A 20,053-nucleotide genomic window follows, 5' to 3' on the forward strand; every position below is an offset into this window, starting at 1 on the left:
AGTAAGCCGATGAGCCCGAAGAAACGCCGCAGCAAGATCCGCACCGCGCTCAACACAGCAGTCCTCGTCGCCCTGCTCGCGACGAGTGGCTGGCTGACGGTGGAGATGCGGCAGCGCACCGACAACGGGCGGTTGCCCGCGCTCGGCTCGCTGCAGGCCGAGCCCACCACGCCGGACGACACCGCAGGCGCCAAGGCCGCAGCGGGCCGGATGACGTATCTGCGACTGGCCCATCCGGCGCGCACCGTGGTGCGCGACACCGACGGCGAGGTCGTGGCCACCTTCACCGACGGTGCCCGCACGGCCGTCCTCACCGGCCCCGGCCGCACCTTCGCCGAGCCGCGGACCACCCGGGCGACCGTGGTCACGGACAGCTGGGTTCGGCTGCTGCCGCGCGCCTGGGCCAAGGGCGCCGAACAGCAGAAGTGGTTCGCCAGCTGGTTCCACCAGTACCGGGGCAGTACGGCCGACGACGTCTTCGCGATCGCCCTGCAGTACGGCGACGGCGCCAAGCCGGCGAAGAACGCCCTGGGCCAGCGTTTCCGGGGGGACTCCCAGTTCGGTCCCGTGGACGTGGTGAACCAGCGCAAGGAGCAGTCCGACTTCTACGACTACCTCGGCACGAGCTGGAAGTTCAAGGACGGCCTGCGCGAGACCCCCGAGAAGAACAAGTACGGCGCCCTCGACTGTTCCGGCTTCGTCCGCATGGTCTACGGCTACCGCAGCGGCTACCTCCTGAACGCCACCGACACGTCGACCGGCGCCGGACTGCCCCGCACCGCGAACGGCATCGCCACCGGTAAACCCGGGCTGCCGATTCTGCCGCTCGTCAAAACCGGCAACACCCGCAATCCCCTCTACTACTACGCCCGGCCCTCCTCCATCGACGCCCTGCAACCGGGCGACCTCGTCTTCTTCGAAATGGACAAGCGCACCGGGATCCGCCTCGACCACATGGCCATCTACCTCGGCCTGGACACCGACGGGCACGCCCGTTTCATCTCCAGCCGCAAGGAGGCCAACGGACCCACGCTGGGAGACCTGGGCGGGGATTCACGGCTGGACGGCGACGGCTTCTACGCCAAGTGGCTGCGCAGCGCCAAACGGATCTGACGATGTGGCGGCGCGCACCCGCCGCCAAGGATGGGACCACATGCCTCCCTGGAACCGAACTGCCGAACCGCGCCGCACGGCCCTGCTGTCCGGCCTGGCGCTGCTGGCGACGACCGCCGTCGCCCTCGCCGTCGCCGTGCTGCCCCGTTCGCACGGAACACCGTCGCCCGGCGTCATCGAAAGCCCGCCGCCGGTCGATCTGATCGACCGGATCGGCTCCTTCGTCGCCGGATTCTCCGGGACCGACGGCTATCGCACCCCCGACGCCGCCGAGCGCGCACACCTGAGCCGGGGGGTGGAACTCGTCCTGAACGGCAGGACGAGCGCGGCGCGCAAGGAACTGTCGGGTGTCGGCTTCACCGTGCGCGTCCTGCGGCTGACGGGATCGAACCGCCAGGTCGCCGAGGTGTCCGAGGAACGGTCCACGGCACGAGGCTGGGGGCGGGTCTACGTGGATCTCAGCCGCCCGGCCCGGTGGAGCGTGCAGGTGCCCCACCCGCGCTCCGACCTGCGCAGCGAGCTGATCGGAGCGGACCTGTTCAGCAGGGTGCTGGGTGGAGTCCTGGTACTCGCCGGCGCGCCGCGTGACGTCGGCCAGGGCAACGCCGCGGACGTCGCGCACCGCCGGGACACCACCTTCAACGCCGTGTGCGACATGCTCGTCGCGCGCGGCTTCCCCGCCGTCCAGGTGCACGGGTTCGCCGACGAGAGCTCACCCGGCCACGATGTCGTCGTCTCGCCGGGAGTTGCGGCCGCGAATTCCGACGTGCGGCGCGCCGCCGACCTGATCGCAGCGGCAGGACAGCGTGTGTGCCGCGTCTGGGAACAGTCGTGCGGCCGGCTCGAAGGCACGACCAACATACAGAGCGCGTCCGCCGCCGACCGCGGCGTCCCCTTCCTGCACATCGAGAACAGCCGCGGTGTGCGCGACTCCGCAGCTGCCCGCGCAGAAGTCGCCGGTGCGCTGGCCGAAGTGGCCCGGCACTGGAACCGGTAGAGACCTCGGACGTGCGCCCCGCTGGGGCGGATTCGCCTCAACGGTGCCGGTCCGGCGGGACCGCCCGCGTTTCCCAGGGTGGTGCGCGGCCGGTCCCGCGATACTGCACAGCATGCGCATCCTGATCGTCACCGCCGGGTCCCGAGGCGACGTGGCCCCGTACACCGGCCTCGGCGCACGGCTGCGCAGGGCGGGTCATGAGGTGTCGGTGGCCACGCACACGGGGTTCGCGGCCTCCGTCCGGGAGGCGGGGCTCGGCTTCCACGCCCTGCCCGCCGACCCACGCGCCGAGCTGTCGTCCGCCGCTGGGCAGCGGCTGCTGCACGCCGGCACCGGCGCTCGTGCCGTCATCGAACTGGTGCGCATGGGGCGGGCCCTCATGCCCGCTCTGGGACAGGGCATTCTCGCCGCCGCCTCGCACGGCACGGACCTGCTTCTCCTGTCGGCCACCACAGCGCCCCTGGGCCGGGTCGTCGCCGAAGCACTCGGACTGCCCAGCATGGGCGTCTTCCTCCAGCCACTCGCCCCCACCGGTGCCTTCGCGCCTCTGCTCGCAGGGAACCGCGTCCAGGGCGGAGAGCACGTCAACCGGCTCGTGGGCCGGACGGTCCAGTCCGCCACCGACCACCTCTTCGCGCCAACCGTCCGCACGCTCCGCCGGCAGCTCGGGCTCCCTGCCCGCAGCGCCCTGGCCCAACGACGGCACGACGTACGGCAGCTCTGGCCCGTCCTGCACGGCTTCTCCCCCAGCGACGTCCCGCGGCCGGCCGACGGGCCGCCGGGGATGCGAGTAGCCGGCTACTGATGGCCGTCCCCGGCACCGGACTGGCACCCTTCGCCGCAGCTGGCCGACTTCCTGCGGGCCGGGCCACCGCCGGTCTACGTAGGGTTCGGCTCCCTGGTCGTCGCGGACGCCGCGCGCCTCGGCAACATCGTCACCACCGCCCTGCGGAGCGCAGGACTGCGGGCCGTCGTCCAGCCCGGCTGGACGGGACTGAAGGTGACCGGTGACGACGTCCTGACCGTGGACGAGGTCCCTCACCACTGGCTGTTCCCGCGCATGGCGGCCGTCGTCCACCACGCCGGCGCCGGCACCACCGCGGCGGGGCTGCGTGCGGGCGTACCCGCGGTCCCGGTACCGGCCCAGATGGACGCTCCCTTCTGGGCCGCCCGCCTCACCCGCCTGGGCGTCAGCCCCGGGCCCGTCCCCCTGCGCGACCTGTCCGCCGACCGACTGACCGCCGCCTTGCGACAGGCAACCGACACTCCCGCCTTCCGCGGCCGCGCCCAAGCCCTCGCCACCCGGATCGCCGGCGAGGACGGAGCGGGTGCCGTCGTGGCCGCGGTCGGCCGGCTCTCCGGCGGCTGACGACGCCGGCTCTCGAGACGGCCTCCGTCGACCGGGCGCGTCGACCGGGCGCAGGGGCGATCCCTGCGCGATCGCGTTGGCGGATGTCACATCCGCGCGCCCGGCGGTGTCTTCATGCCGAACAGGCAGACGTCCAAGGAGGACACCATGGCGCTACGCGCTCCGAAGGCTGAGCTCCCCACCGAGCTCAGCGAAAACATGATCAAGCAGTTCGGTGCCGTGCCCGAACCCTTCGAGGTGACGGCGCACAACCCCAAGGTCGCCCAGGACTCCGCGGAGATCGGGGGCAAGGTGAGCGAGTGGGACATGGCCGACGAGGGTCTCAAGACGTTCGCGCACATGGCGGTCGCGGCTCAGGTCGGGTGCAGCTGGTGCCTCGACATCAACTACTTCCAGGCGCTGAACAAGAACCTGGACCTGGCCAAGGCGAGCCAGGTGCCGCGCTGGCGGGAGTCGGAGGTGTTCACACCGCTGGAGAGGGACGTGCTCGAGTACGCCGAGGCCATGACCAGCACGCCCCCGACCGTCACCGATGAACAGTACGCAAGCCTGCTCGACCGGCTCGGCCCGGCGGCGATGGTCGAGCTCACCGCGTCCATCGGCTTCGCCAACATGGCGACCAGGAACAACTCGGCGCACGGGATCACCTCGCAGGGCTTCTCCGATGCCTGCGGGATTCCGCTGGCCAAGCGTCCTGAGAAGTCCCGGGCAGCGTCGACGGCATGACCGAGGACCCGTTCGTCGCCCATCGCAGCCTGCTGTTCACGGTCGCCTACGAGATGCTCGGGTCGGCGGCCGACGCGGAGGACGTGGTGCAGGAGTCCTGGCTGCGGTGGGCCGACGTCGACCGCTCGCAGGTGCGTGACCCGCGGGCCTACCTCGTACGGGTCGTCACACGTCAAGCGCTCAACCGCCTGCGGTCGTTGTCGCGCAGCCGCGAGGAGTACGTCGGTGAGTGGCTACCGGAACCGCTCTTGACCAGCCCCGATGTCGCCGAGGACATCGAACTCGCGGAGAGCGTGTCGATCGCGATGCTGACGGTGCTGGAAACGCTCGGACCGACGGAGCGGGCGGTGTTCGTGCTCCGCGAGGTCTTCGACATCCCGTACGGCGAGATCGCCGAAGCCGTGGGGAAGACCGCGGCCACGGTGCGGCAGATCGCGCGGCGGGCCCGCGAGCATGTGGCGGCCCGGCAGCCGCGGGTGCAGGTGAGCCGGTCGGAACAGCAGGCCGTGGTGGAACGGTTCCTGGCAGCGTTGCGAACCGGGAAGTTGCAGGAGCTGGTGGAGGTCATGGCACCGGACGTGGTCCTCATCGCCGATGGTGGCGGGTTCGCGGCCGCCGCTCTGGCTCCGGTCCACGGGGTCGACCTGGTGGCGCAGGTGCTCGCGCGCGCGAACCGGGTGGACGTGGCCTCGCTCGGGACAACGGCCGTATGGCTCAACGGCGCGCCCGCGGTCCGGATCGAGATCGACGGCGAGTTGGCGGCGACGCTGAGCGTCGTGGTGGAGAACGGGCAGGTCACACGGGTCTACCTGGTGAGAAACCAACGGAAGCTGACGCGGCTGGACGAACCGGCCGAACTCTCCAGGTAAGCCGGCTTCCGCTCTGTCGCTGTGGCGTTCCGGGCGGTCGGCCGGAACGCCACGCGGCATCCGCACGACCGTCCGATCGTTGGCGGAAATCAGTTTCCCCGAGCCGGTCCCGCTCGTGCAGATCTTCCGCATCCGGGACGGGAAGATCGCCCGACTGCGTGACTACTTCGCGCCGGAGCTGATGAGTTGAGGACGCCACCGGTGTCCCGGCAACCGGGCTGCCCCCTACCGCAATTGGGCGTGAGCGCGGGCGTGTGTCGTGATCGCGGCCGTGCCGATGACGATCCAGATCAGGTTGAGGACCGCTGAGGGCCACGCCCGGTGGTACGCGGAGTTGGCGGTCAGGGCGGCGGCGCCGAACAGGTTGAGCAGCTGGAAGGCGACGCCGCCGGCACTGATCCGTTCGGCCGAGACCAGGGCGTAGGCCGCCAGCAGGAAGGCCGCTCCCGCCCAGCCGATGGCCGCCAGGAACATCTCCACCGAACTACCGGTCCTGGTCCACGAGCGCGAAGGCCCGTACGGGGAAGGTGCCCAGGCCCTCGACCGCCGGCGGTGCGGCGGTGAAGCGGAAACCGTGGGGCGGCAGCTGCTCCAGCCCCCGCAGGTGCTCGACCACGGGGATGCCCGCCGCGAGCAGCAGGGTGTGGGCGGGCCGGGTCCCGTCCGTCGTGCTGTCGATGTTGAGTGAGTCGATCCCCACGAGGGCCGGCCGCTGGTCGGCGAGCCAGGCCGCCGCTTCGGCGGTCAGGAAGGGGTGACCGACGCCGTACTGCTCGGTGCTCCAGTGCCGGTCCCAGCCGGTGTGGATCAGCACGGCCTTTCCGGTCACCTCGTGCGGCAGCAGGAGCGCCCGGTCGACCGCGGGCCCTTCGGTGCCCGTCACGCGGATCACCACGCCGTCCAGGTCGGTCAGCCGCTCCAGCGGCAGCGCGGCGAGGTCGTCCCCCTCAGCAAAGCGGTGGAAGGGGGCGTCGACGTACGTACCCGTGTTGGCCACCATCGCGATGTGTCCGATGGAGAACTCGGTACCCGGCGCATAGGTGCCGCGAGAGGCCTCCCGGGACAGGTGCTCGCCGATCTCGGGTCCTGGCACCCCCGGAAGGGTCACCATGCCCTGACGGATCGGATGGCTCAGGTCCACGGTCCGTCCCCCGGAACGAGCGCTCCCCTCGGTGCCGCGCGATCCCTTGTGGGGTTCGCGCAGCAGCTGCCGCTCGCTGATCCGCACCTCGCCGACCATGAGCAGGCCGAGGTGGCGCACGAGCAGCTCCCCGACCTCCTGGTCACTGAGGTCCGGACCCGGCACGTCCAGCCGGAACCCCTGGGTCTGCAGGCCTCCGCCGTTGGCGAAGACGACATCGGCGTCGAACTGCACACGCCATTCCTCACTGGTTTCCATGCTCCGATGATCAGTGAAGCCCTGCTTTATTTCAATCACGATTTTCTGAAGTGCCACTACAGTTCTGCTTATGGAACTCGACCCCCGGCGGCTTCGCGTCCTACGCGCGGTCGCTCTGCGCGGGGGCGTCATGGACGCGGCCCAGCTCCTGCATCTGTCCCCGTCCGCCGTCTCCCAGCAGCTCGCCCAGCTGGAGCGGGAGGTGGGGCTGCCGCTGGTGGACCGCTCCCGCCGCAGAGTCGGGCTCACTCCCGCAGGACACCTGCTCGCCGCCCGCGCGGAACGCATCGAACAGGAGCTGGCCGAGGCGCGACGCGAGCTGACGGAACTCAGCGGCCGGGTGGCCGGGCCCGTCACGATCGCCGCGTTCTCCACCGCGATCTGCCACCTGGTGGCGCCGGCGCTGCGCGCGATCGTGGAGGCGTATCCCGAGCTGGAGCCACGGGTGGTCGAGCTGGAGGGCGCCGCGGCCCTCCGCGAACTGCGCACCGGCGGTTGCGACATGGTCGTCACCGAGCACGACGGCGACGGTGTCGCGTCCTCCGACGGGCACGATCTGGCCTCCTCCCCGGTGGCCGACGACGAGTACCGCGTGGTCACGCCCGTCGGCTGGCCGCGGCCGGCCTCGATCCGGGACCTGGCCGGCCGCCCCTGGGTCGCCAGCCCTGACGACACCGCCTGCGGCCGGGCGCTGCTGCGGATCTGCGCCGACAACGGCTTCACCGCCCGCCGCGACCACACGTGCCGAGAGTTCCCCACCGTTCTGGCCATGGTGGCAGCCGGTGCGGGAGCGGCCGTCGTGCCCACTTTGGCGCTCGGCTCGACACCGCCGGCGCCGGTCGCGGTGCCCGCCGTTCCGGTCGTCGGCCACCGCAGGATCACCGCGCTGTTCCGCCGCTCGGGACCCGATCCCGTCGCCTCCGCCGTCGTCCAGGCCTTGCGGGAGTCGGCCGACCAGGCCGGGTTGATCCCGGTGCGGGTGCCGTGACCGCACAGGTCTGCCGGGTTGGCCGACGCCGGCCACGGGCGGTCCTCGAGCATCCGGCGGTCGACATCGAGCTGCGACTCGGCACCGGCAGAGCCCAGATCACGGTGCCTCGCGACGCGATCGCCGACGTCGAGGATCTGCACACCGGGTGGAAGGACTCGCGCTACAAAGCCCCGCAGCACTCCCCCCGCCCCGGTGGGCCAAGGATCCGGATCTCGGGGACCATGGGCTTCGGACGGTTGAAGATCCGCCACGCGCGGCGTTGAGGTCCAGGACTCACGCCTCGTGGGCCCGATCGCAGCGACCCGCGCCTGACCGGGCAACGCAGCGTCGGAAACAACCCTGATCCACGCCAGGACCACCCGAATGGCCCTATCTGTTGGCGCGCCCCCAAGCGTCGTGATGCGCTGGTGAGTGCCCTACCGTGCGCCACCGCAACAGGTGATCACGACGCAGCAGACCGTCGACGCATGGGCGCTCGGAGCCGGGCTCGTACAGGGGCCGACGCGGCCGGAGTCATCGTTGCCGCGGTCGTCGATTGCCTGACCTGACCCGCGAGCGCGGGTGGAAGGTGAGCACGATGGAAACAGGAAGAGTCCAGCGGAACCCCGAGGCGCCGGAATCGCCGCAGCAGCCGAGATCCGGCCGGGATCTGGACCGCGAAGCAGCCGAGCGGCTCGATGAGATCCGGCAGCACTTCAAGGACCTGTACGCGCGCCGCGACGTCATCGCCCGTACGACGACGGCCTCCGGTCAGGAGCTCGACTGGATTCCCGCGGAATCCCAGGCAGCCGGCGCCCTGGCCGAGCCACCCGCGCTGGAGCACACAGAGCTGGTGCGCGACGCCGACCGTCCTTCGCAGTCCCCGCCTTTCGAGCTCGCAGCACCCGGCAACGAGCCGGGCCCGCCCGGAACGGTCCCGGTCCTGCGCAAGCCCCTGGACCGGGTCTCCCCCGCCGGCACCCTTCAGGACTACCTCGCGAAGGGGATCCGGGCCAAACGATCCACGCCGCCCGACGATCCGGGCCCGGCCACGCCCAGCGCCTCCGACGCGGTGCACAAGTACGCCCATGCCAGTCAGTCGGTGGTGAACTTCGGCACCGAGGGGATCATCAACACGTGGCGGCCCTACGTCCAGTGGTCGAACGAGTTCTCCCTGGGGCAGCTGTGGGTGGTGCGCGGCGGCGGAGCCGGACTGCAGACCGTCGAGGTGGGCGCGCAGACCTACTTCGACCTCTACAACGACTGGAACCCGCATCTGTTCATCTTCTTCACGACCAACGGCTACACCCAGGGCGGCAATGATCTCGGCGGCTACAACACCGATGTGACCGGCTGGGTGCAGCGGTCGTCGGTGGCCTATCCGGGCATGCGGCTCGCCGAGAGCATCCTGGGCGGGGATCAGTACGAGCACTCCTTGAAGGTCACTCTCTCACTGGGCAACTGGTGGGTCCGGGTGGGCAACGAATGGATGGGCTACTACCCCAACGGCCTGTTCAACTCCGGCGGGCTGCGCGACCAGGCGGCGACGGTGGACTGGGGTGGTGAGATAGTCGACGACGTGGCCAACCACCCGGAACCCACGGCCACATGGATGGGCAGCGGTCACTTCCCCTTCGAGGGGTGGCAGCACGCGGCCTACATGCGCAATCTGGCCTATCAGACCGATGCGGTGGGCACGATGGCCGCGATGCAGGGGTACCCCTCGGTAACCAATCCGAACGCCTACCAGATCGCGGCGGACTTCAGCGGAGCGTCCACCTGGGGATCGTATTTCTACTGGGGCGGACCGGGCGGAGTTGCCTGACATGCCAACCGAGGACAACCGTCCCGACATCATTCCCTCCGAGGTCGATCCCGATGTCGAATGCGTCCGGATCGACGATGCGGGTGACCTCGCGGAACCCCCGGAAGCACCCGTGCCCGCCGACGCCCAGGAGCCGAAACTCTGCCCGGACGGCTATCTCCCCCGGCGGCGCAGCCGCGGTGACCAGCCACTGGCGGGCAAACGTGTCATCACCGACGAGCCACCGATCCGCAACCCCGACGATCCGGCCACTTACTAGCCGGGCCAGCCGGGCCACCGCTTTCCTCCGTCCGAGGGGGTCTTCCCGTGACCGCTCGCATCTCCCCGCAACCGTTCGACCGGTTCCTCGAATCCGTGGCTTCGACCCGGTACGAAGACTTCCGCCGACTGCCCGGGTCCGGAGTGGAAAGCTCGGCCGCCTTCGAGGAGATGCAGGCGTATGTGCTGGAGCTGTACCGGGGTGTGAAAGCCGTCGAGAGCTCCGTCGAGACCGACGGACAGGTCATCGACCACATCGTCGCGGACACGCATCCTGCCGCGCGGCGCTGGGGCGGTCTCGCCGTCGCCCCGGCCGACGGCCCGCCGCAGGTTCCCGAACCCGACGAGCCGACCCCGCCGGACCCCAGGTCGCAGGAGACCGTGCGCCCAGGGCCGCAGAACCCGGCGCCTGCCCGGACCTCTCCTGCCGACACCACGCCCCTGTACCGCACCACCTTGTCGGGGCTGTGCCGCTTCCCGAATCTGGCGGCCTTCTCGGCGAAAGAGAAGCCGTTCGGCCTCGCAGCGCCCGCCGCCGAGTCACCGGTGGCCCTGCTTCCGAACAAGAGATACGCGACCGGGGAACTGGACATCGACTGTCTGGGCGGGTCGAGCAGGGTCAATGTGTGGAGCCCGTTCGCCGCGCCCTCCTTTCAGTCGACCTTCAGCCAGCAGTGGTACCTCGCAGGGCACGACGGCACCCTCCTGCAAACCGTCGAATGCGGATGGCATGTCGACATCGCGCGGTATCACGACGCCAGACCGCACCTCTTCGTCTTCGCGAACCGGGACAACTACGAGGACGGCGATCGCGTCTACAACCTGGACGACGGTGTGTTCCGTCCCGTTACCAACCCGTACGTGAATCCGGGAAGCCCGTTGTTCGTTTCCCAGAGCGGCGGATCCCAGGTCGAGCACCGGATGGGCTTCTTCCTCACCGACAACGCGTGGTGGTTCTACTTCGACGACCATCCGATCGGCTGCTTCCCGGTGTCCTGGTTCAACAACGGACCGCTGACCACCAAGGCCACCCGGGCCCGATTCGGTGGTGAGGTCGGGTCCGCGGTCAGCACATGGCCCCCGATGGGCTCCGGCCAACACGCCACGGCGGGCTTCGGCCAAGCCGCGTACCAACGGACAGCGACGGTCTTCCCGGTGGGCGGCGGCGCGGTGTACCCGAACCTTGCGCAAGCGGGCTCGGTCACCGGAACGTGCTACTCACTCCAGATCACCAACAACTCGGTGTCGTACGACTGGGGCACCTACCTGTTCTTCGGCGGCCCGGGCGGGAACTGCTGACGTCACGGCGTCGGTCGTCAAGCGACGCGCCGACGTGGCGGGTTTGTATCGGGCCGGTATCAGCGAGCGCTTCGTTGTCCATCGAACCGATGCGCCGGGCCGTGGCGAAGAGGAGGCACGGAGGGCCTGACATATCGTTCCTTCCAGGTCGCCGGCCGCGTCAGCCCACCCGGGACCTCTGCCACCCGTCGTCCGAACAGGAGCCAGCTGCCCGTGTCCCCCGCTAACCCGGCCCCGGCCGCTCCGCGGCCTGCGCGCGTGCTGCTGGTGGAGGACGACGACCTGATGCGCCGGTCCTTCACCGTCGCCCTCGATCGCTACGGCTACCGGATGAAGGCCGCGGCCGACGGGCTGACGGGGCTGGAGCTCTTCCGCGACGACAGCTTCGACCTGCTGATCCTGGATGTGATGCTGCCCGGCCTGGACGGCGTCGGCCTGTGCCGCAAGGTCCGGGAGACCAGCCTGGTGCCGGTTCTGATGATGTCCGCCCGCGGCGACGGGCTCGACGTCGTCGCCGGTCTGGAGGCCGGGGCGGACGACTACGTGGTCAAACCCGTGGAGACCGGCGTGCTCGTGGCACGCATCCGTTCGCTGCTGCGCCGGGCGACCTACCCGCCCGCCCCGGCACCCGGGCAGGCCGCGGGCGACGAGCCGCTCCTCTCCGAGGGGGAACTGCTGGTCCTAGGCGACCTGACCATCGACACCGGCGGCCTGGAGGTGTTCGTCGCCGGCAGCCCGGTGGCGCTGACTCCGACCGAACTGAAGCTGCTGCTGGAGTTCGCCGCCCACCCGGGCATCGTGCTGGAGCGGCACACCCTGCTCCGGAACGTGAGGGAGTACGGCTGGGACGGCGACAGCCGGGTCGTGGACCTGTGCGTGCAGCGGCTGCGCAGGAAGCTGGGCCGGGACAGGATCGAGACGGTCCGCGGCTTCGGCTACAAGCTCAGGCGTTGAGGCCGGTGCACCCGTTCCACCGCCTGCGTCCGGCCCGCGTGCCCCTGCGCTGGAAGATCACCGCACTGGCCGCGGCCACGGCCTGCCTGGTCGCGGCCGCGGTAGGCCTGCTGGTGCACGCATGGACCGCGCAGGACATTCTGGGCAGAGCCGAAATGCGGGCCTCCAACGGTGTGTACTCGGCCGTGGACACCTACCGGCGTACCGGAACTCTCACCGACGGTGCCGAGCTCGATCCGGCCGAACTGCCCTACACGCTACGGAACCCGGCCGACGGTGACCGGCACACGGCCTACGACGGGAGCGTCCACGGCAATGTGGGACCCAGCGTTTGGGCCGCCCAGCGAGTCGACGGCCCGGGCAGCCCGGTGCTGGCCCTGCAGGTCAACATGAGCACGGAGCGCCACGAACTGTTCCGGCTCGACGTGGTCATGGTGGTTGCCTCGCTGATCGCGCTCGCGGCGGCCACGCCCCTGGCGGTCTACGGAGCCGGGCTGATCGGCCGCCGGCTGGGGCGGGTCTCCGAGACCGCGGGCCGGATCTCCGCAGGTGGGCCGATGGTGGTGTGGTCCGGGCGGGCTGCCAGCGGGCCGTCAGCAAACCGTCCCCCGGTCCCGCCGCCGCGTCACCGCCCGCCCGGGTGGAGCTGTCCGAGTGGCAGCAGTCCATCACCGCCACCAGGTGCACCCCGCGCGCCGCCACCTCCGCGATCAGCGTCGCGAGTTCCTTGTCGTAGAGGTCCGCGGTCCCGTCGTGCCGGCTGTCCACGCACAGCACCGTCTGGAGCATGCCGCCCGGCTCCAGCCGTGCGAGGTGGGCGGCTTCGTCCGGCGGCGTGGCCTGCGACCCGTGGCCGCAGAACCAGAACACCGCGCTGTCCCCGGCTCCGGCCCGCCCCAGGTGGTCCCGGAAGCCGTCGACCACCGCGGCCCGGGTCGCGTCCTCATCCAGAAGGCACAGCGGGAAGTACGTGTCGGGCGGCACGCTCGCGGCCAGGAAGGCCTGCGCTGCCGCAATGTCGTTGCGGGCGCCGTTCAGCCGTTGGACCGGAGCCTCGTACGCGTCGACGCCGACCAGCAGTGCGTACAAGGCCATGGTTCCCCCTCATTCAGACATGACGACCCGCATGGTGGTTCCCTCCGACGCCGTTATGGCAAGGCAAGCCTTACCTTATTTAATATGAGCGTCGTTGAGGGAGTCGATGCATCGGTGACGCACCGCGCAGTATGCCCGACATCATCCACGATGTCCTCGGGATCGGCTTCGGCCCGTCACATCTGGCTCTCGCCATAGCCGTTGAGGAACACAACGCACAACTCCCCGAGGACCAGAGGCTGAATGCCCCATTCCTGGAACGGCAGCCACGCTTCGGATGGCATCGGGGCATGCTCATCGACGATGCGACCATGCGGGTGTCCTTCCTGAAGGACCTGGTCACGATGCGCACCCACCGGGGAACATCAGATCCTCGAATCGGACATCCTCGTCCACGCCACCGGCTACCGCTCCCAGGACATCGGCACTCTGCTCGGCGAGTCGGTGAAGCTCTGCCTGCGCGACGACGGGGACGCGGTCCGCGTCGGCCGCGACCGCCGCGTCACCGCCTGCTCACCACGGGCGGCCCGGCGCAGACGTATGCAGGGGCGCAGCAGCGCGGTCCGCCGCTCGGCGAGATCGTCGGGGAGATGTTCGGCGGCAAGCCGGGAGAATCGCTCATCGTTCACAACGACCATGACCCGACCTGCCACTGACATCTCTTCCGCCGGCCAGGCGACGCCTCCTGGAGCGGACGGTCAGGAGGAGGGAGTGGCGAAGTAGTGCCCCTTGTCGAGGTCGTCTATGAGGCCCGGCTGCGTCGGCTGCCATCCCAGCAATTCGCGGGTATGCGCACTGGAGGTGGGACTGTCCATGCCGAGGAAAGCGGCCAGCCAGGTGAAGTGTCCGGCCGCGTCGTCGCGGTGGACCGAGGCCACGGGCAGGGCGAGGTGCCGTCCGATGACCTCGGCGACGGAACGGATCGGCACGCCCTCGTCCGCGACCGCGTGCAGTGTGGAGCCGGCCGGAGCACTCTCCAGCGCGAGGCGGAAGAGGTGGGCGGCGTCGGATCGGTGCACGGCGGGCCAGCGGTTGGCGCCGTCGCCGATGTAGCCGGAGACGCCCTTCTCGCGGGCGATGGCGACCACGGCGGCGAGGAAGCCGTGATCCCCGTCGCCGTGCACAGTCGGCGGAAGCCGTACGACCGACGAGCGGATGCCGCGCTCCGCGAGGGCGGCCGTCGCGTGTGCGTTGGCCACCCGCTTGGCCAGGCCGCCGGTCCAGTGGTCGCCGACCGGGGCGGACGCCTGGCCGTCCTGCTCGGTGGCGACCTGCCCCGGCGCCAGCCCGAGGGTCCCGGAGGCGATGAGGAACGGGCGGTCGGAGCCGGCGAGCGCCTCGCCGAAGGTGTCGATGGCACGCCGGTCCGCGTCGGCGGCGTCCTCGAAGCCGCCACAGAACGCGATGTCGTGCTTGAAGGCGAGGTGGATCACGCCGTCGGATTCGGCGGCCGCGCTGCGCAGGGTGTCGAGATCGTCGATCGTGCCGCGCCGCACCTCGGCGCCGGCCGCGGTGAGGGCGGCGGCCGAGGCGTCCGAGCGGGCGAGCCCGACGACCTGATGGCCGGCGCCGATGAGCTCCGGCACCACGGCTGAACCGATCCAGCCGGACGCGCCGGTGATGAACACACGCATGAGGAGAACCTCCGGATAGGTCGACCGTCCTCGCCGCGCGGTACCGGGACACGGAATGTGCGGCGATCGAGCCGATGTCAGTGACTGACATCAACCGTAGCACCCGATGTCAGTCACTGTCATCACGTAAGATCTCGGATATGGGCCGATGGGAACCGAACGCGCGCGGACGACTGGAACAGGCGGCGCTGGACCTCTACAGCGAGCACGGGTTCGAGCAGACAACCGCCGCGCAGATCGCCGAACGCGCCGGGCTCACCGAGCGGACGTTCTTCCGGCACTACGCCGACAAGCGCGAGGTGCTGTTCGGGGGTGCGCACGCCCTGGAACAGGCCTTCGTGGACACGCTGGCCGACACCCCGGCCGCGGCCGCACCGATCGACGCGATGGCTTCGACGCTGGAGACCGTCGCCGCCTTCTTCCTGGAGCGCCATGAGTTCGCCCAGCAGCGCCAGGCCGTCATCATGGCCAACGCGGAGCTGCGCGAGCGCGAGCTGATCAAGCTCGCCTCGCTGTCCGCCGCGCTCGCCGCCACCCTGCGCCGGCGCGGCGTCAAGGACCCGGCCGCGAGCCTCACCGCGGAGGCGGGCATCGCCGTGTTCAAGGTCGGCTTCGAGCGCTGGGTGGCCGACACCGGGCAACGCACCCTGGCGGAGTACCTACGGGAGTCGCTCGACGAACTCAAAGCCGTGACCTCGGGCGAGTGACCGCAGGCCCCGGCCGGTGCGGGACGGTCCAGGACGCGTGGATCGAAGCCGTTGCCGGACTCCGAACTCCACCTGCCGGATTCGGGCGCTGCCGTCACTCGGCGATGGCCCGGGTGAGCATGAACACGGCGACGAAGCCGCGGTACAGACGGATCGGGTCAGCATCGGTGAGACACACGGTCAACGCGTCCTCGCGCACCGCACCGTTGATCCACGTCGCCATCTCGGCCAGGTCGGCGTTGCGGAACCGGACGGTGAGGGTGGCGGGGAGTTCGATCGTGGGTGGTGCGGCGTGCGCCAGGTCCTGGACCGCCTCATGGGCGGCGTCCCGGATCACCTCTCGAGCCTGCGCCGGGTGCATGCCGTCGGCGGCGAAGCGCGACACCGAGGTCTTGACCACAGCGGCACGAATACCGGGGCAGAACGGCTCGATCTCCTCGGCCGTGGTCAGGTCACCCGTGATCAGTACCTGGGGCCTCCCCCTGTGTGGTGGACACGCTGATACTGGATCTGCTTGATCCGGAGGAAGCGAGAAGACCGCCGATGGCGCTGAAGGACTATTCGGACGAATTCAAGGCCGATGCTGTGGCCCTGTACGAGTCCACACCCGGGGCGACGTACAAGAGCATCGCCGCTGACCTGGGCATCAACCGGGCGACCCTGCGTGCGTGGGTGCTGCGGGACCGCGAACGCCGTGGCGTCACCGCCGCGGCTGCGCGGCCTCCCTCCCGGCCGGCAGCGGTCGCGTCCGCTGATCCGGACGAGCGGGTCCGGCGCCTGGAGGCGAGGGTGGCGGAACTCGAGGCGAGTGAGCGCAAGCTCGCGACCGAGCGGGACATCCTCCGCAAGGCGGCCAAGTATTTCGCCGGAGAGACGAACTGGTGATCAGCCGCTTCCAGTTCGTCGACGACCTCCGGGCCACCTACGAGGTGAAGCGGCTGTGCCAGGTCCTGGACGTCAACCGGTCCAGTTACTACAAGTGGCTCGCCGGCGCCGAAGCCCGTGCCGCGCGGCAGCGCGAGGACCTGGTCCTGGCCGAGAAGATCCGTGAGGTCCACGGCGAGTCCGGCGGCGCCTACGGCTCCCCGCGGGTGACCGCCGAGCTCCGCGAGAGGGGACATGCGGTCAACGAGAAGCGGATCGCCAGGGTCATGCGGGCGTTCGACATCACCGGGATCCGCCTGCGCAGACGCGTCCGCACCACTGTCCCCGACCCGGCAGCCGGGACCGTCCCCGACCTGTTCGGCCGGGACTTCACCGCCACCGAGCCCGGGTGCAAGCTCATGGGCGACATCACGTATCTCCCGCTTGCGGGCGGGAAATTCCTCTATCTCGCGACCGTGCTGGACTGCTTCAGCCGCAAGATCGTCGGCTGGTCCATCGCCGACCACATGCGCACGGACCTGGTCTCCGACGCGCTCCGGATGGCCGCCCGCACCCGCGGCTCATTGGACGGCACGGTCTTTCACTCCGATCACGGAGCCCAGTACGGATCCAGGGCCTACGCCGGCCTCTGCGACCACCTCGGGGTCACCCGGTCGATGGGCGCGGTCGGCACCAGCGCCGACAACGCAGCCTGCGAAAGCTTCCACGCCTCACTGAAACGCGAGACCCTCCAAAGCGCCCACGACTACGGCGACGCCACCACCTGCCGCCGCACCGTCTTCGCCTGGCTGACTCGCTACAACACCCGCCGCCGACACTCCACCAACGGCCACCTCAGCCCCGACGCCTACGAACACCGACACCACAACGCTAAACTCACGCTCGCCGCGTGATCAATAACCGCGTGCCCACCATCACGGGGGAAGGCCCCCTCAGGTCACCCGTGATTAGTACCACCGGCACCCCGTGCCCGAGTGCGACCAGGCCGTTGATGCCGCTCTCCAACTGCAGCAGCCCGTACGCGAACCCACGGCGGGGCTCCTTCGCACCGCAGCGCTCGTTGCTGTAGCCGAGCGCCGGGGAAACTGGTGGGCCGATCGTCCTAGACCGCAAGGCCGCCCGGACTCTCCGTCGGGTTGCCGGACAATCCCGGCACGGGGAAGTCTGCTGATAAGGAGAGGACACTTCGATGACATCCACCGCACCGAACCCGCAGCACGACACGGGGCAGGAGCGGATCGCCGCGACGGTCGCCTCTCTTCAGGCCGACTGGAGCACTTGAGATTCATGGCCGCCCTCGCCACTCGGAAGTTCCGTCTCATCCGGGCTGCCGTCGACTGCATGCTCGGGGGGCCGGCTTTGCTGGTGCTCGCCGCTGTCCGCGTCGCAACGGCCTGACCTCGGCGCACGGTCAGTTGTCGTCCTCCAGCTAAGCGGGCAGGACCGCGGAGGCCGGTGCGGGTTGGGGGTTGCGGAACGTGAACGCGAGAGGCCCGTCGCCGCGTTCCCGCAGCAGGGCGATGCGTTCCATGGCCTCGGCGGTCGTCGGGCGATGGCCGACAGGCACCCACCACAGCGCCTGATGGTGCTCCGACATCCTCTCGAACCACTCCCGCCGGCGGCTGAGCACCTTCAGGTGTTCACTGCGGTAGGTGAAGTCCCTCAGCGCCTGGACCGATTCCCAGACCGAGCAGTTGATCAGGAGCAGGTCGTCCTCCCCGTCGGGCCGCAGGCTCGTCGAGTCCTCGCCGTCGTCGTCGACCATGCGCCAGACGAATCCGGCGGCCTGGTCGGCCAGGGCGTTGATCTCGGGCAACTGCGCTACGAAGTCGGCCAGTACGGGACCGTCGAGCGGGCCGAGGATGCGTCCGATGTTGACCTGGGCCAGGTGGAAGTTGGTCATGGTGTCAGCATGACCGGACCAGGCTTCTATCGTCAAGCATCATTAGTTTTAGAAAGAGTGACACAACACCCTTCCGGCGGTGGGTCCATGGCGGCCGTCCAGTCCCCGCCACCGGCGCATCCGGGAAGCAGGCCCTCGATGAAGGCCAGGTTCATCCCGCAGACGAGCGCCGGGAACTCGTCGGCCAGCGAGTGGAACGGGCAGTTGTTCAGCCGGACCGTCGCCCCGTCCCCGTACGGCTCATAGCCACGCGACCGCAGCGCCGCGACCGGATCGGCATCGCTGCCCAGTTCCGCGCCCTCGGCGGCGCCGGCCGCCCGGGCCGCGGACTGCAGTTCCCGGTCATGTCCGGCGCTGTCGACGACCTTCGCGAGCAGCCGGCCGACGGCATCGTAGGAGCGGGGCGGCAGTGACACCGCCCGCTCGCCCGGCGCCCGCAGGTACAACTTCGCCGGACGCCCCGCCCCCGGCCCGCTGCGCCCCGACAGCCGCTGATAGGTGACGGCCAGCAGGCCCGCCTCGACAAGCTTGTCCAGATGGAACGCGGCGAGCGAGCGAGAGATCCCGACCGCCGCGGCCGCCGCATCGCGGCCGACGGCACCCGGCGTCGCCGCCACGTGCCGATACAGACCACGGCGGACCGGGTCCGCCAGGGCACCCACCGCCTCGAACACTTCATCCTCACTGTTCACGAGGCGATTCTATAACCAATGACTGCTGTCGCTAGTGGGGCTCCGCGTCGATCCCGGTAGGGTCTGATCAGGGGTGCCCGCCCAGGCGTTGACACCTGGACGGAGTGGCATTGTCGTCGCCCATGGACAGTTGACTTCTGCAAGCAGGCACTGGAGCACGGTTCGACTGGGGAACCGTCGGCGCGTAACGGCTGGCGGCGGACGTGGCATGCCTGGTGGTCGTCGACGTGCTGCGCAATGCAACGGCGGTAGGCCATTGGCTCGCTCAGCACGGCCACGGAACGCTCGACCGTCCCGTCGCCGTGATCGCTTCCGGCGAACGATGCAACGGGACGCCCGCGACACCGTTCCCCTCCTCACCGACGGAGCTTTCACGGCGGCCGAATGACCCCCATCGGGTGATCCGACGTCAGGTATCCAAGTCCAGTGCGGCAGGCAACTGTTCAGGCCGGAGACGTGTCGCCAACCGGCACCATCGACTCGGGGACATCGGCAGAGGCAGCGACCGCCCCACCCCGCACCGTCCAGAGCGCCGTGCCCCCCAGGGCCAGTGCGGAGATCAGGCCCACCGCCAAACGCACGGTCTTGTCCGGGCCGTCCCCGAGCCACACCGCCACAGCTGCCGCTCCGGCCGCGACCAGCAGGGCCGCCGGCACCCTCAGCCCGGGCTGCTCGAACACCGCGGCCAAGGGCAGGAAGTGCAGCCCGACCACGACCGCGACCAGCCCCACCCCTGACTTGAACATGATCAATACCTTAGACGGCGGAGCAACACCTGAGCAGGCCCCGCCCGCAGCCCGTTGGGATCTTCACGAGCCGAGTGGCGGCTCGACGCGGGAGAGCCACGCGGTGAGGAGCACTTCAAGGTGCGCCGCCTCCTGCGGGGTGAGGCGGTCCATGAGGCGTCGCTCATTGCCCATGTGCTCGGCGAACGCGGCGTCGATCAACTCCCGCCCCGCGGGGGTGAGGGCGACCACGCGCCCACGGCCGTCACTCGCGGCGCGGCGGCGGGTGACCAGCCCTTCGCGTTCGAGGCGGCCGATCCGCTTGGTCATCGCGCCGGTGGTCACCATGGTGTGCGCGGCCAGTGCGCCAGGGGCCCGCTCGCACGGCCCTCCCGCGCGGCGCAATGCGGCGAGGACGTCGAACTCCCCCTCGCTCAGCCCGTAGCGCCGATAGACGGTGCACAGCTCCTCGGTGAGCAGCCCGGCGAGACGGTGCAGGCGCCCGATCACCGCCTGGGGGGCCACGTCGACGTCGGGACGTTCGCGGGCCCACTCGGCCTGGATGCGGGCGACGTGGTCGAGCGGTGGTGACATGACTTCATTATACCTTCCAAGGAAGATATAATGGCTTCC

At 70.1% G+C, this 20,053-nt stretch carries 23 protein-coding genes and 2 pseudogenes; 15 read left to right on the top strand and 10 right to left on the bottom strand.

What is annotated here, in order from left to right:
- Positions 1-9 precede the first annotated feature (9 nt).
- The 6 genes from O3W51_RS03100 to O3W51_RS03120 all read left to right on the top strand — a co-directional run bounded on the left by O3W51_RS03100 (position 10) and on the right by O3W51_RS03120 (position 5,074).
- The gene (locus O3W51_RS03100) at positions 10-1,113 is read left to right on the top strand and encodes an NlpC/P60 family protein (protein WP_269283588.1); all 1,104 of its coding nucleotides are present in this window, start codon (positions 10-12) and stop codon (positions 1,111-1,113) included.
- Between the two features lie 40 nt (positions 1,114-1,153).
- The gene (locus tag O3W51_RS03105; RefSeq protein WP_138352318.1) at positions 1,154-2,110 is read left to right on the top strand and encodes a hypothetical protein; all 957 of its coding nucleotides are present in this window, start codon (positions 1,154-1,156) and stop codon (positions 2,108-2,110) included.
- 112 nt (positions 2,111-2,222) lie between these two features.
- Positions 2,223-2,915, top strand: coding sequence for a glycosyltransferase (locus O3W51_RS48380; RefSeq protein ID WP_331284034.1), 693 nt, complete (start codon positions 2,223-2,225; stop codon positions 2,913-2,915).
- A 195-nt stretch (positions 2,916-3,110) separates the two neighbouring features.
- The gene (locus tag O3W51_RS48385; protein ID WP_331284035.1) at positions 3,111-3,479 is read left to right on the top strand and encodes a glycosyltransferase; all 369 of its coding nucleotides are present in this window, start codon (positions 3,111-3,113) and stop codon (positions 3,477-3,479) included.
- 147 nt (positions 3,480-3,626) lie between these two features.
- Positions 3,627-4,205 (top strand): carboxymuconolactone decarboxylase family protein, encoded by a 579-nt coding sequence (locus tag O3W51_RS03115; protein ID WP_164292419.1) that lies wholly within the window; start codon positions 3,627-3,629, stop codon positions 4,203-4,205.
- Complete coding sequence (locus O3W51_RS03120; protein ID WP_198357727.1) at positions 4,202-5,074, top strand: RNA polymerase sigma-70 factor; 873 nt, start codon at positions 4,202-4,204, stop codon at positions 5,072-5,074. The genes O3W51_RS03115 and O3W51_RS03120 overlap by 4 nt, the downstream gene beginning before the upstream one ends.
- Positions 5,075-5,299: 225 nt before the next feature.
- Here the strand turns inward: O3W51_RS03120 and O3W51_RS03125 are convergent, their stop codons facing one another.
- Both O3W51_RS03125 and O3W51_RS03130 read right to left on the bottom strand, forming a co-directional pair.
- On the bottom strand, positions 5,300-5,548 hold the full coding sequence (locus tag O3W51_RS03125; protein ID WP_232485287.1) for a CBU_0592 family membrane protein: 249 nt from the start codon (positions 5,546-5,548) through the stop codon (positions 5,300-5,302).
- A gap of 10 nt (positions 5,549-5,558) precedes the next feature.
- Positions 5,559-6,473, bottom strand: a complete 915-nt coding sequence (locus O3W51_RS03130; RefSeq protein ID WP_198357726.1) for a cyclase family protein — start codon at positions 6,471-6,473, stop codon at positions 5,559-5,561.
- 70 nt (positions 6,474-6,543) lie between these two features.
- Here O3W51_RS03130 and O3W51_RS03135 point away from each other — a divergent pair, with 70 nt between their 5' ends.
- The 6 genes and pseudogenes from O3W51_RS03135 to cseB all read left to right on the top strand — a co-directional run bounded on the left by O3W51_RS03135 (position 6,544) and on the right by cseB (position 11,779).
- A complete protein-coding gene (locus tag O3W51_RS03135) occupies positions 6,544-7,461 on the top strand; it encodes a LysR family transcriptional regulator (RefSeq protein ID WP_138352313.1) in 918 nt (305 codons plus the stop codon).
- A gap of 32 nt (positions 7,462-7,493) precedes the next feature.
- Positions 7,494-7,727 (top strand): annotated as a pseudogene (locus tag O3W51_RS03140) (hypothetical protein); the annotation flags it as partial.
- Between the two features lie 314 nt (positions 7,728-8,041).
- Positions 8,042-9,268 (top strand): neprosin family prolyl endopeptidase, encoded by a 1,227-nt coding sequence (locus tag O3W51_RS03145; protein WP_269283598.1) that lies wholly within the window; start codon positions 8,042-8,044, stop codon positions 9,266-9,268.
- Position 9,269: 1 nt separating this feature from the next.
- Entirely contained in the window at positions 9,270-9,527 is a 258-nt protein-coding gene (locus O3W51_RS03150) for a hypothetical protein (RefSeq protein WP_269283600.1), read from the top strand.
- A 47-nt stretch (positions 9,528-9,574) separates the two neighbouring features.
- Positions 9,575-10,825: a neprosin family prolyl endopeptidase gene (locus tag O3W51_RS03155; RefSeq protein ID WP_269283603.1), complete on the top strand. Its 1,251-nt coding sequence runs from the start codon at positions 9,575-9,577 to the stop codon at positions 10,823-10,825.
- Between the two features lie 213 nt (positions 10,826-11,038).
- The gene (cseB, locus tag O3W51_RS03160) at positions 11,039-11,779 is read left to right on the top strand and encodes a two-component system response regulator CseB (protein ID WP_269283605.1); all 741 of its coding nucleotides are present in this window, start codon (positions 11,039-11,041) and stop codon (positions 11,777-11,779) included.
- 429 nt (positions 11,780-12,208) lie between these two features.
- On the opposite strand, the gene O3W51_RS03165 is transcribed toward cseB, so the two are convergent.
- Complete coding sequence (locus O3W51_RS03165; protein WP_138352309.1) at positions 12,209-12,874, bottom strand: caspase family protein; 666 nt, start codon at positions 12,872-12,874, stop codon at positions 12,209-12,211.
- A gap of 131 nt (positions 12,875-13,005) precedes the next feature.
- Between O3W51_RS03165 and O3W51_RS03170 the strand changes: the two are divergent.
- Positions 13,006-13,224: pseudogene (locus tag O3W51_RS03170) on the top strand (SidA/IucD/PvdA family monooxygenase); the annotation flags it as partial.
- Positions 13,225-13,278: 54 nt separating this feature from the next.
- Here O3W51_RS03170 and O3W51_RS03175 read toward each other — a convergent pair.
- Complete coding sequence (locus O3W51_RS03175; protein ID WP_269283801.1) at positions 13,279-13,512, bottom strand: hypothetical protein; 234 nt, start codon at positions 13,510-13,512, stop codon at positions 13,279-13,281.
- Between the two features lie 60 nt (positions 13,513-13,572).
- The gene (locus O3W51_RS03180; protein WP_138352308.1) at positions 13,573-14,508 is read right to left on the bottom strand and encodes an SDR family oxidoreductase; all 936 of its coding nucleotides are present in this window, start codon (positions 14,506-14,508) and stop codon (positions 13,573-13,575) included.
- A gap of 140 nt (positions 14,509-14,648) precedes the next feature.
- Here O3W51_RS03180 and O3W51_RS03185 point away from each other — a divergent pair, with 140 nt between their 5' ends.
- Entirely contained in the window at positions 14,649-15,215 is a 567-nt protein-coding gene (locus O3W51_RS03185) for a TetR/AcrR family transcriptional regulator (protein WP_138352307.1), read from the top strand.
- 94 nt (positions 15,216-15,309) lie between these two features.
- On the opposite strand, the gene O3W51_RS03190 is transcribed toward O3W51_RS03185, so the two are convergent.
- The gene (locus tag O3W51_RS03190) at positions 15,310-15,786 is read right to left on the bottom strand and encodes a M55 family metallopeptidase (RefSeq protein WP_331284038.1); all 477 of its coding nucleotides are present in this window, start codon (positions 15,784-15,786) and stop codon (positions 15,310-15,312) included.
- Here O3W51_RS03190 and O3W51_RS03195 point away from each other — a divergent pair.
- A protein-coding gene (locus O3W51_RS03195; protein ID WP_427197067.1) for an IS3 family transposase occupies positions 15,759-16,993 on the top strand; the annotation gives its coding sequence in 2 pieces (ribosomal slippage) (positions 15,759-16,086 and positions 16,086-16,993; 1,236 coding nt in all). The two genes, O3W51_RS03190 and O3W51_RS03195, sit on opposite strands and share 28 nt — an antisense overlap.
- Positions 16,994-17,529: 536 nt before the next feature.
- Here the strand turns inward: O3W51_RS03195 and O3W51_RS03205 are convergent.
- The 4 genes from O3W51_RS03205 to O3W51_RS03220 all read right to left on the bottom strand — a co-directional run bounded on the left by O3W51_RS03205 (position 17,530) and on the right by O3W51_RS03220 (position 20,014).
- The gene (locus O3W51_RS03205) at positions 17,530-18,003 is read right to left on the bottom strand and encodes a DUF3291 domain-containing protein (RefSeq protein WP_138352306.1); all 474 of its coding nucleotides are present in this window, start codon (positions 18,001-18,003) and stop codon (positions 17,530-17,532) included.
- Between the two features lie 32 nt (positions 18,004-18,035).
- Positions 18,036-18,695, bottom strand: coding sequence for a helix-turn-helix transcriptional regulator (locus O3W51_RS03210; protein ID WP_138352305.1), 660 nt, complete (start codon positions 18,693-18,695; stop codon positions 18,036-18,038).
- 443 nt (positions 18,696-19,138) lie between these two features.
- Entirely contained in the window at positions 19,139-19,441 is a 303-nt protein-coding gene (locus O3W51_RS03215; protein WP_244808954.1) for a hypothetical protein, read from the bottom strand.
- 63 nt (positions 19,442-19,504) lie between these two features.
- Entirely contained in the window at positions 19,505-20,014 is a 510-nt protein-coding gene (locus O3W51_RS03220; protein ID WP_138352304.1) for a MarR family winged helix-turn-helix transcriptional regulator, read from the bottom strand.
- Positions 20,015-20,053: the final 39 nt, after the last annotated feature.

Source organism: Streptomyces sp. H39-C1 (genome assembly GCF_027158125.1).
GTDB classification, from domain to species: Bacteria; Actinomycetota; Actinomycetes; order Streptomycetales; family Streptomycetaceae; genus Actinacidiphila; species Actinacidiphila fildesensis.

Excerpts from the sequence above, each read along its gene's own strand:
- O3W51_RS03100 (WP_269283588.1), top strand. The coding sequence starts at position 10 with ATGAGCCCGAAGAAACGCCGCAGCAAGATCCGCACCGCGCTCAACACA.
- O3W51_RS03105 (WP_138352318.1), top strand. The coding sequence starts at position 1,154 with ATGCCTCCCTGGAACCGAACTGCCGAACCGCGCCGCACGGCCCTGCTG.
- O3W51_RS48380 (WP_331284034.1), top strand. The coding sequence starts at position 2,223 with ATGCGCATCCTGATCGTCACCGCCGGGTCCCGAGGCGACGTGGCCCCG.
- O3W51_RS03115 (WP_164292419.1), top strand. The coding sequence starts at position 3,627 with ATGGCGCTACGCGCTCCGAAGGCTGAGCTCCCCACCGAGCTCAGCGAA.
- O3W51_RS03120 (WP_198357727.1), top strand. The coding sequence starts at position 4,202 with ATGACCGAGGACCCGTTCGTCGCCCATCGCAGCCTGCTGTTCACGGTC.
- O3W51_RS03125 (WP_232485287.1), bottom strand. The coding sequence starts at position 5,548 with ATGTTCCTGGCGGCCATCGGCTGGGCGGGAGCGGCCTTCCTGCTGGCG.
- O3W51_RS03130 (WP_198357726.1), bottom strand. The coding sequence starts at position 6,473 with ATGGAAACCAGTGAGGAATGGCGTGTGCAGTTCGACGCCGATGTCGTC.
- O3W51_RS03135 (WP_138352313.1), top strand. The coding sequence starts at position 6,544 with ATGGAACTCGACCCCCGGCGGCTTCGCGTCCTACGCGCGGTCGCTCTG.
- O3W51_RS03145 (WP_269283598.1), top strand. The coding sequence starts at position 8,042 with ATGGAAACAGGAAGAGTCCAGCGGAACCCCGAGGCGCCGGAATCGCCG.
- O3W51_RS03150 (WP_269283600.1), top strand. The coding sequence starts at position 9,270 with ATGCCAACCGAGGACAACCGTCCCGACATCATTCCCTCCGAGGTCGAT.
- O3W51_RS03165 (WP_138352309.1), bottom strand. The coding sequence starts at position 12,874 with ATGGCCTTGTACGCACTGCTGGTCGGCGTCGACGCGTACGAGGCTCCG.
- O3W51_RS03175 (WP_269283801.1), bottom strand. The coding sequence starts at position 13,512 with ATGGTCGTTGTGAACGATGAGCGATTCTCCCGGCTTGCCGCCGAACAT.
- O3W51_RS03180 (WP_138352308.1), bottom strand. The coding sequence starts at position 14,508 with ATGCGTGTGTTCATCACCGGCGCGTCCGGCTGGATCGGTTCAGCCGTG.
- O3W51_RS03185 (WP_138352307.1), top strand. The coding sequence starts at position 14,649 with ATGGGCCGATGGGAACCGAACGCGCGCGGACGACTGGAACAGGCGGCG.
- O3W51_RS03205 (WP_138352306.1), bottom strand. The coding sequence starts at position 18,003 with ATGACCAACTTCCACCTGGCCCAGGTCAACATCGGACGCATCCTCGGC.
- O3W51_RS03215 (WP_244808954.1), bottom strand. The coding sequence starts at position 19,441 with ATGTTCAAGTCAGGGGTGGGGCTGGTCGCGGTCGTGGTCGGGCTGCAC.
- O3W51_RS03220 (WP_138352304.1), bottom strand. The coding sequence starts at position 20,014 with ATGTCACCACCGCTCGACCACGTCGCCCGCATCCAGGCCGAGTGGGCC.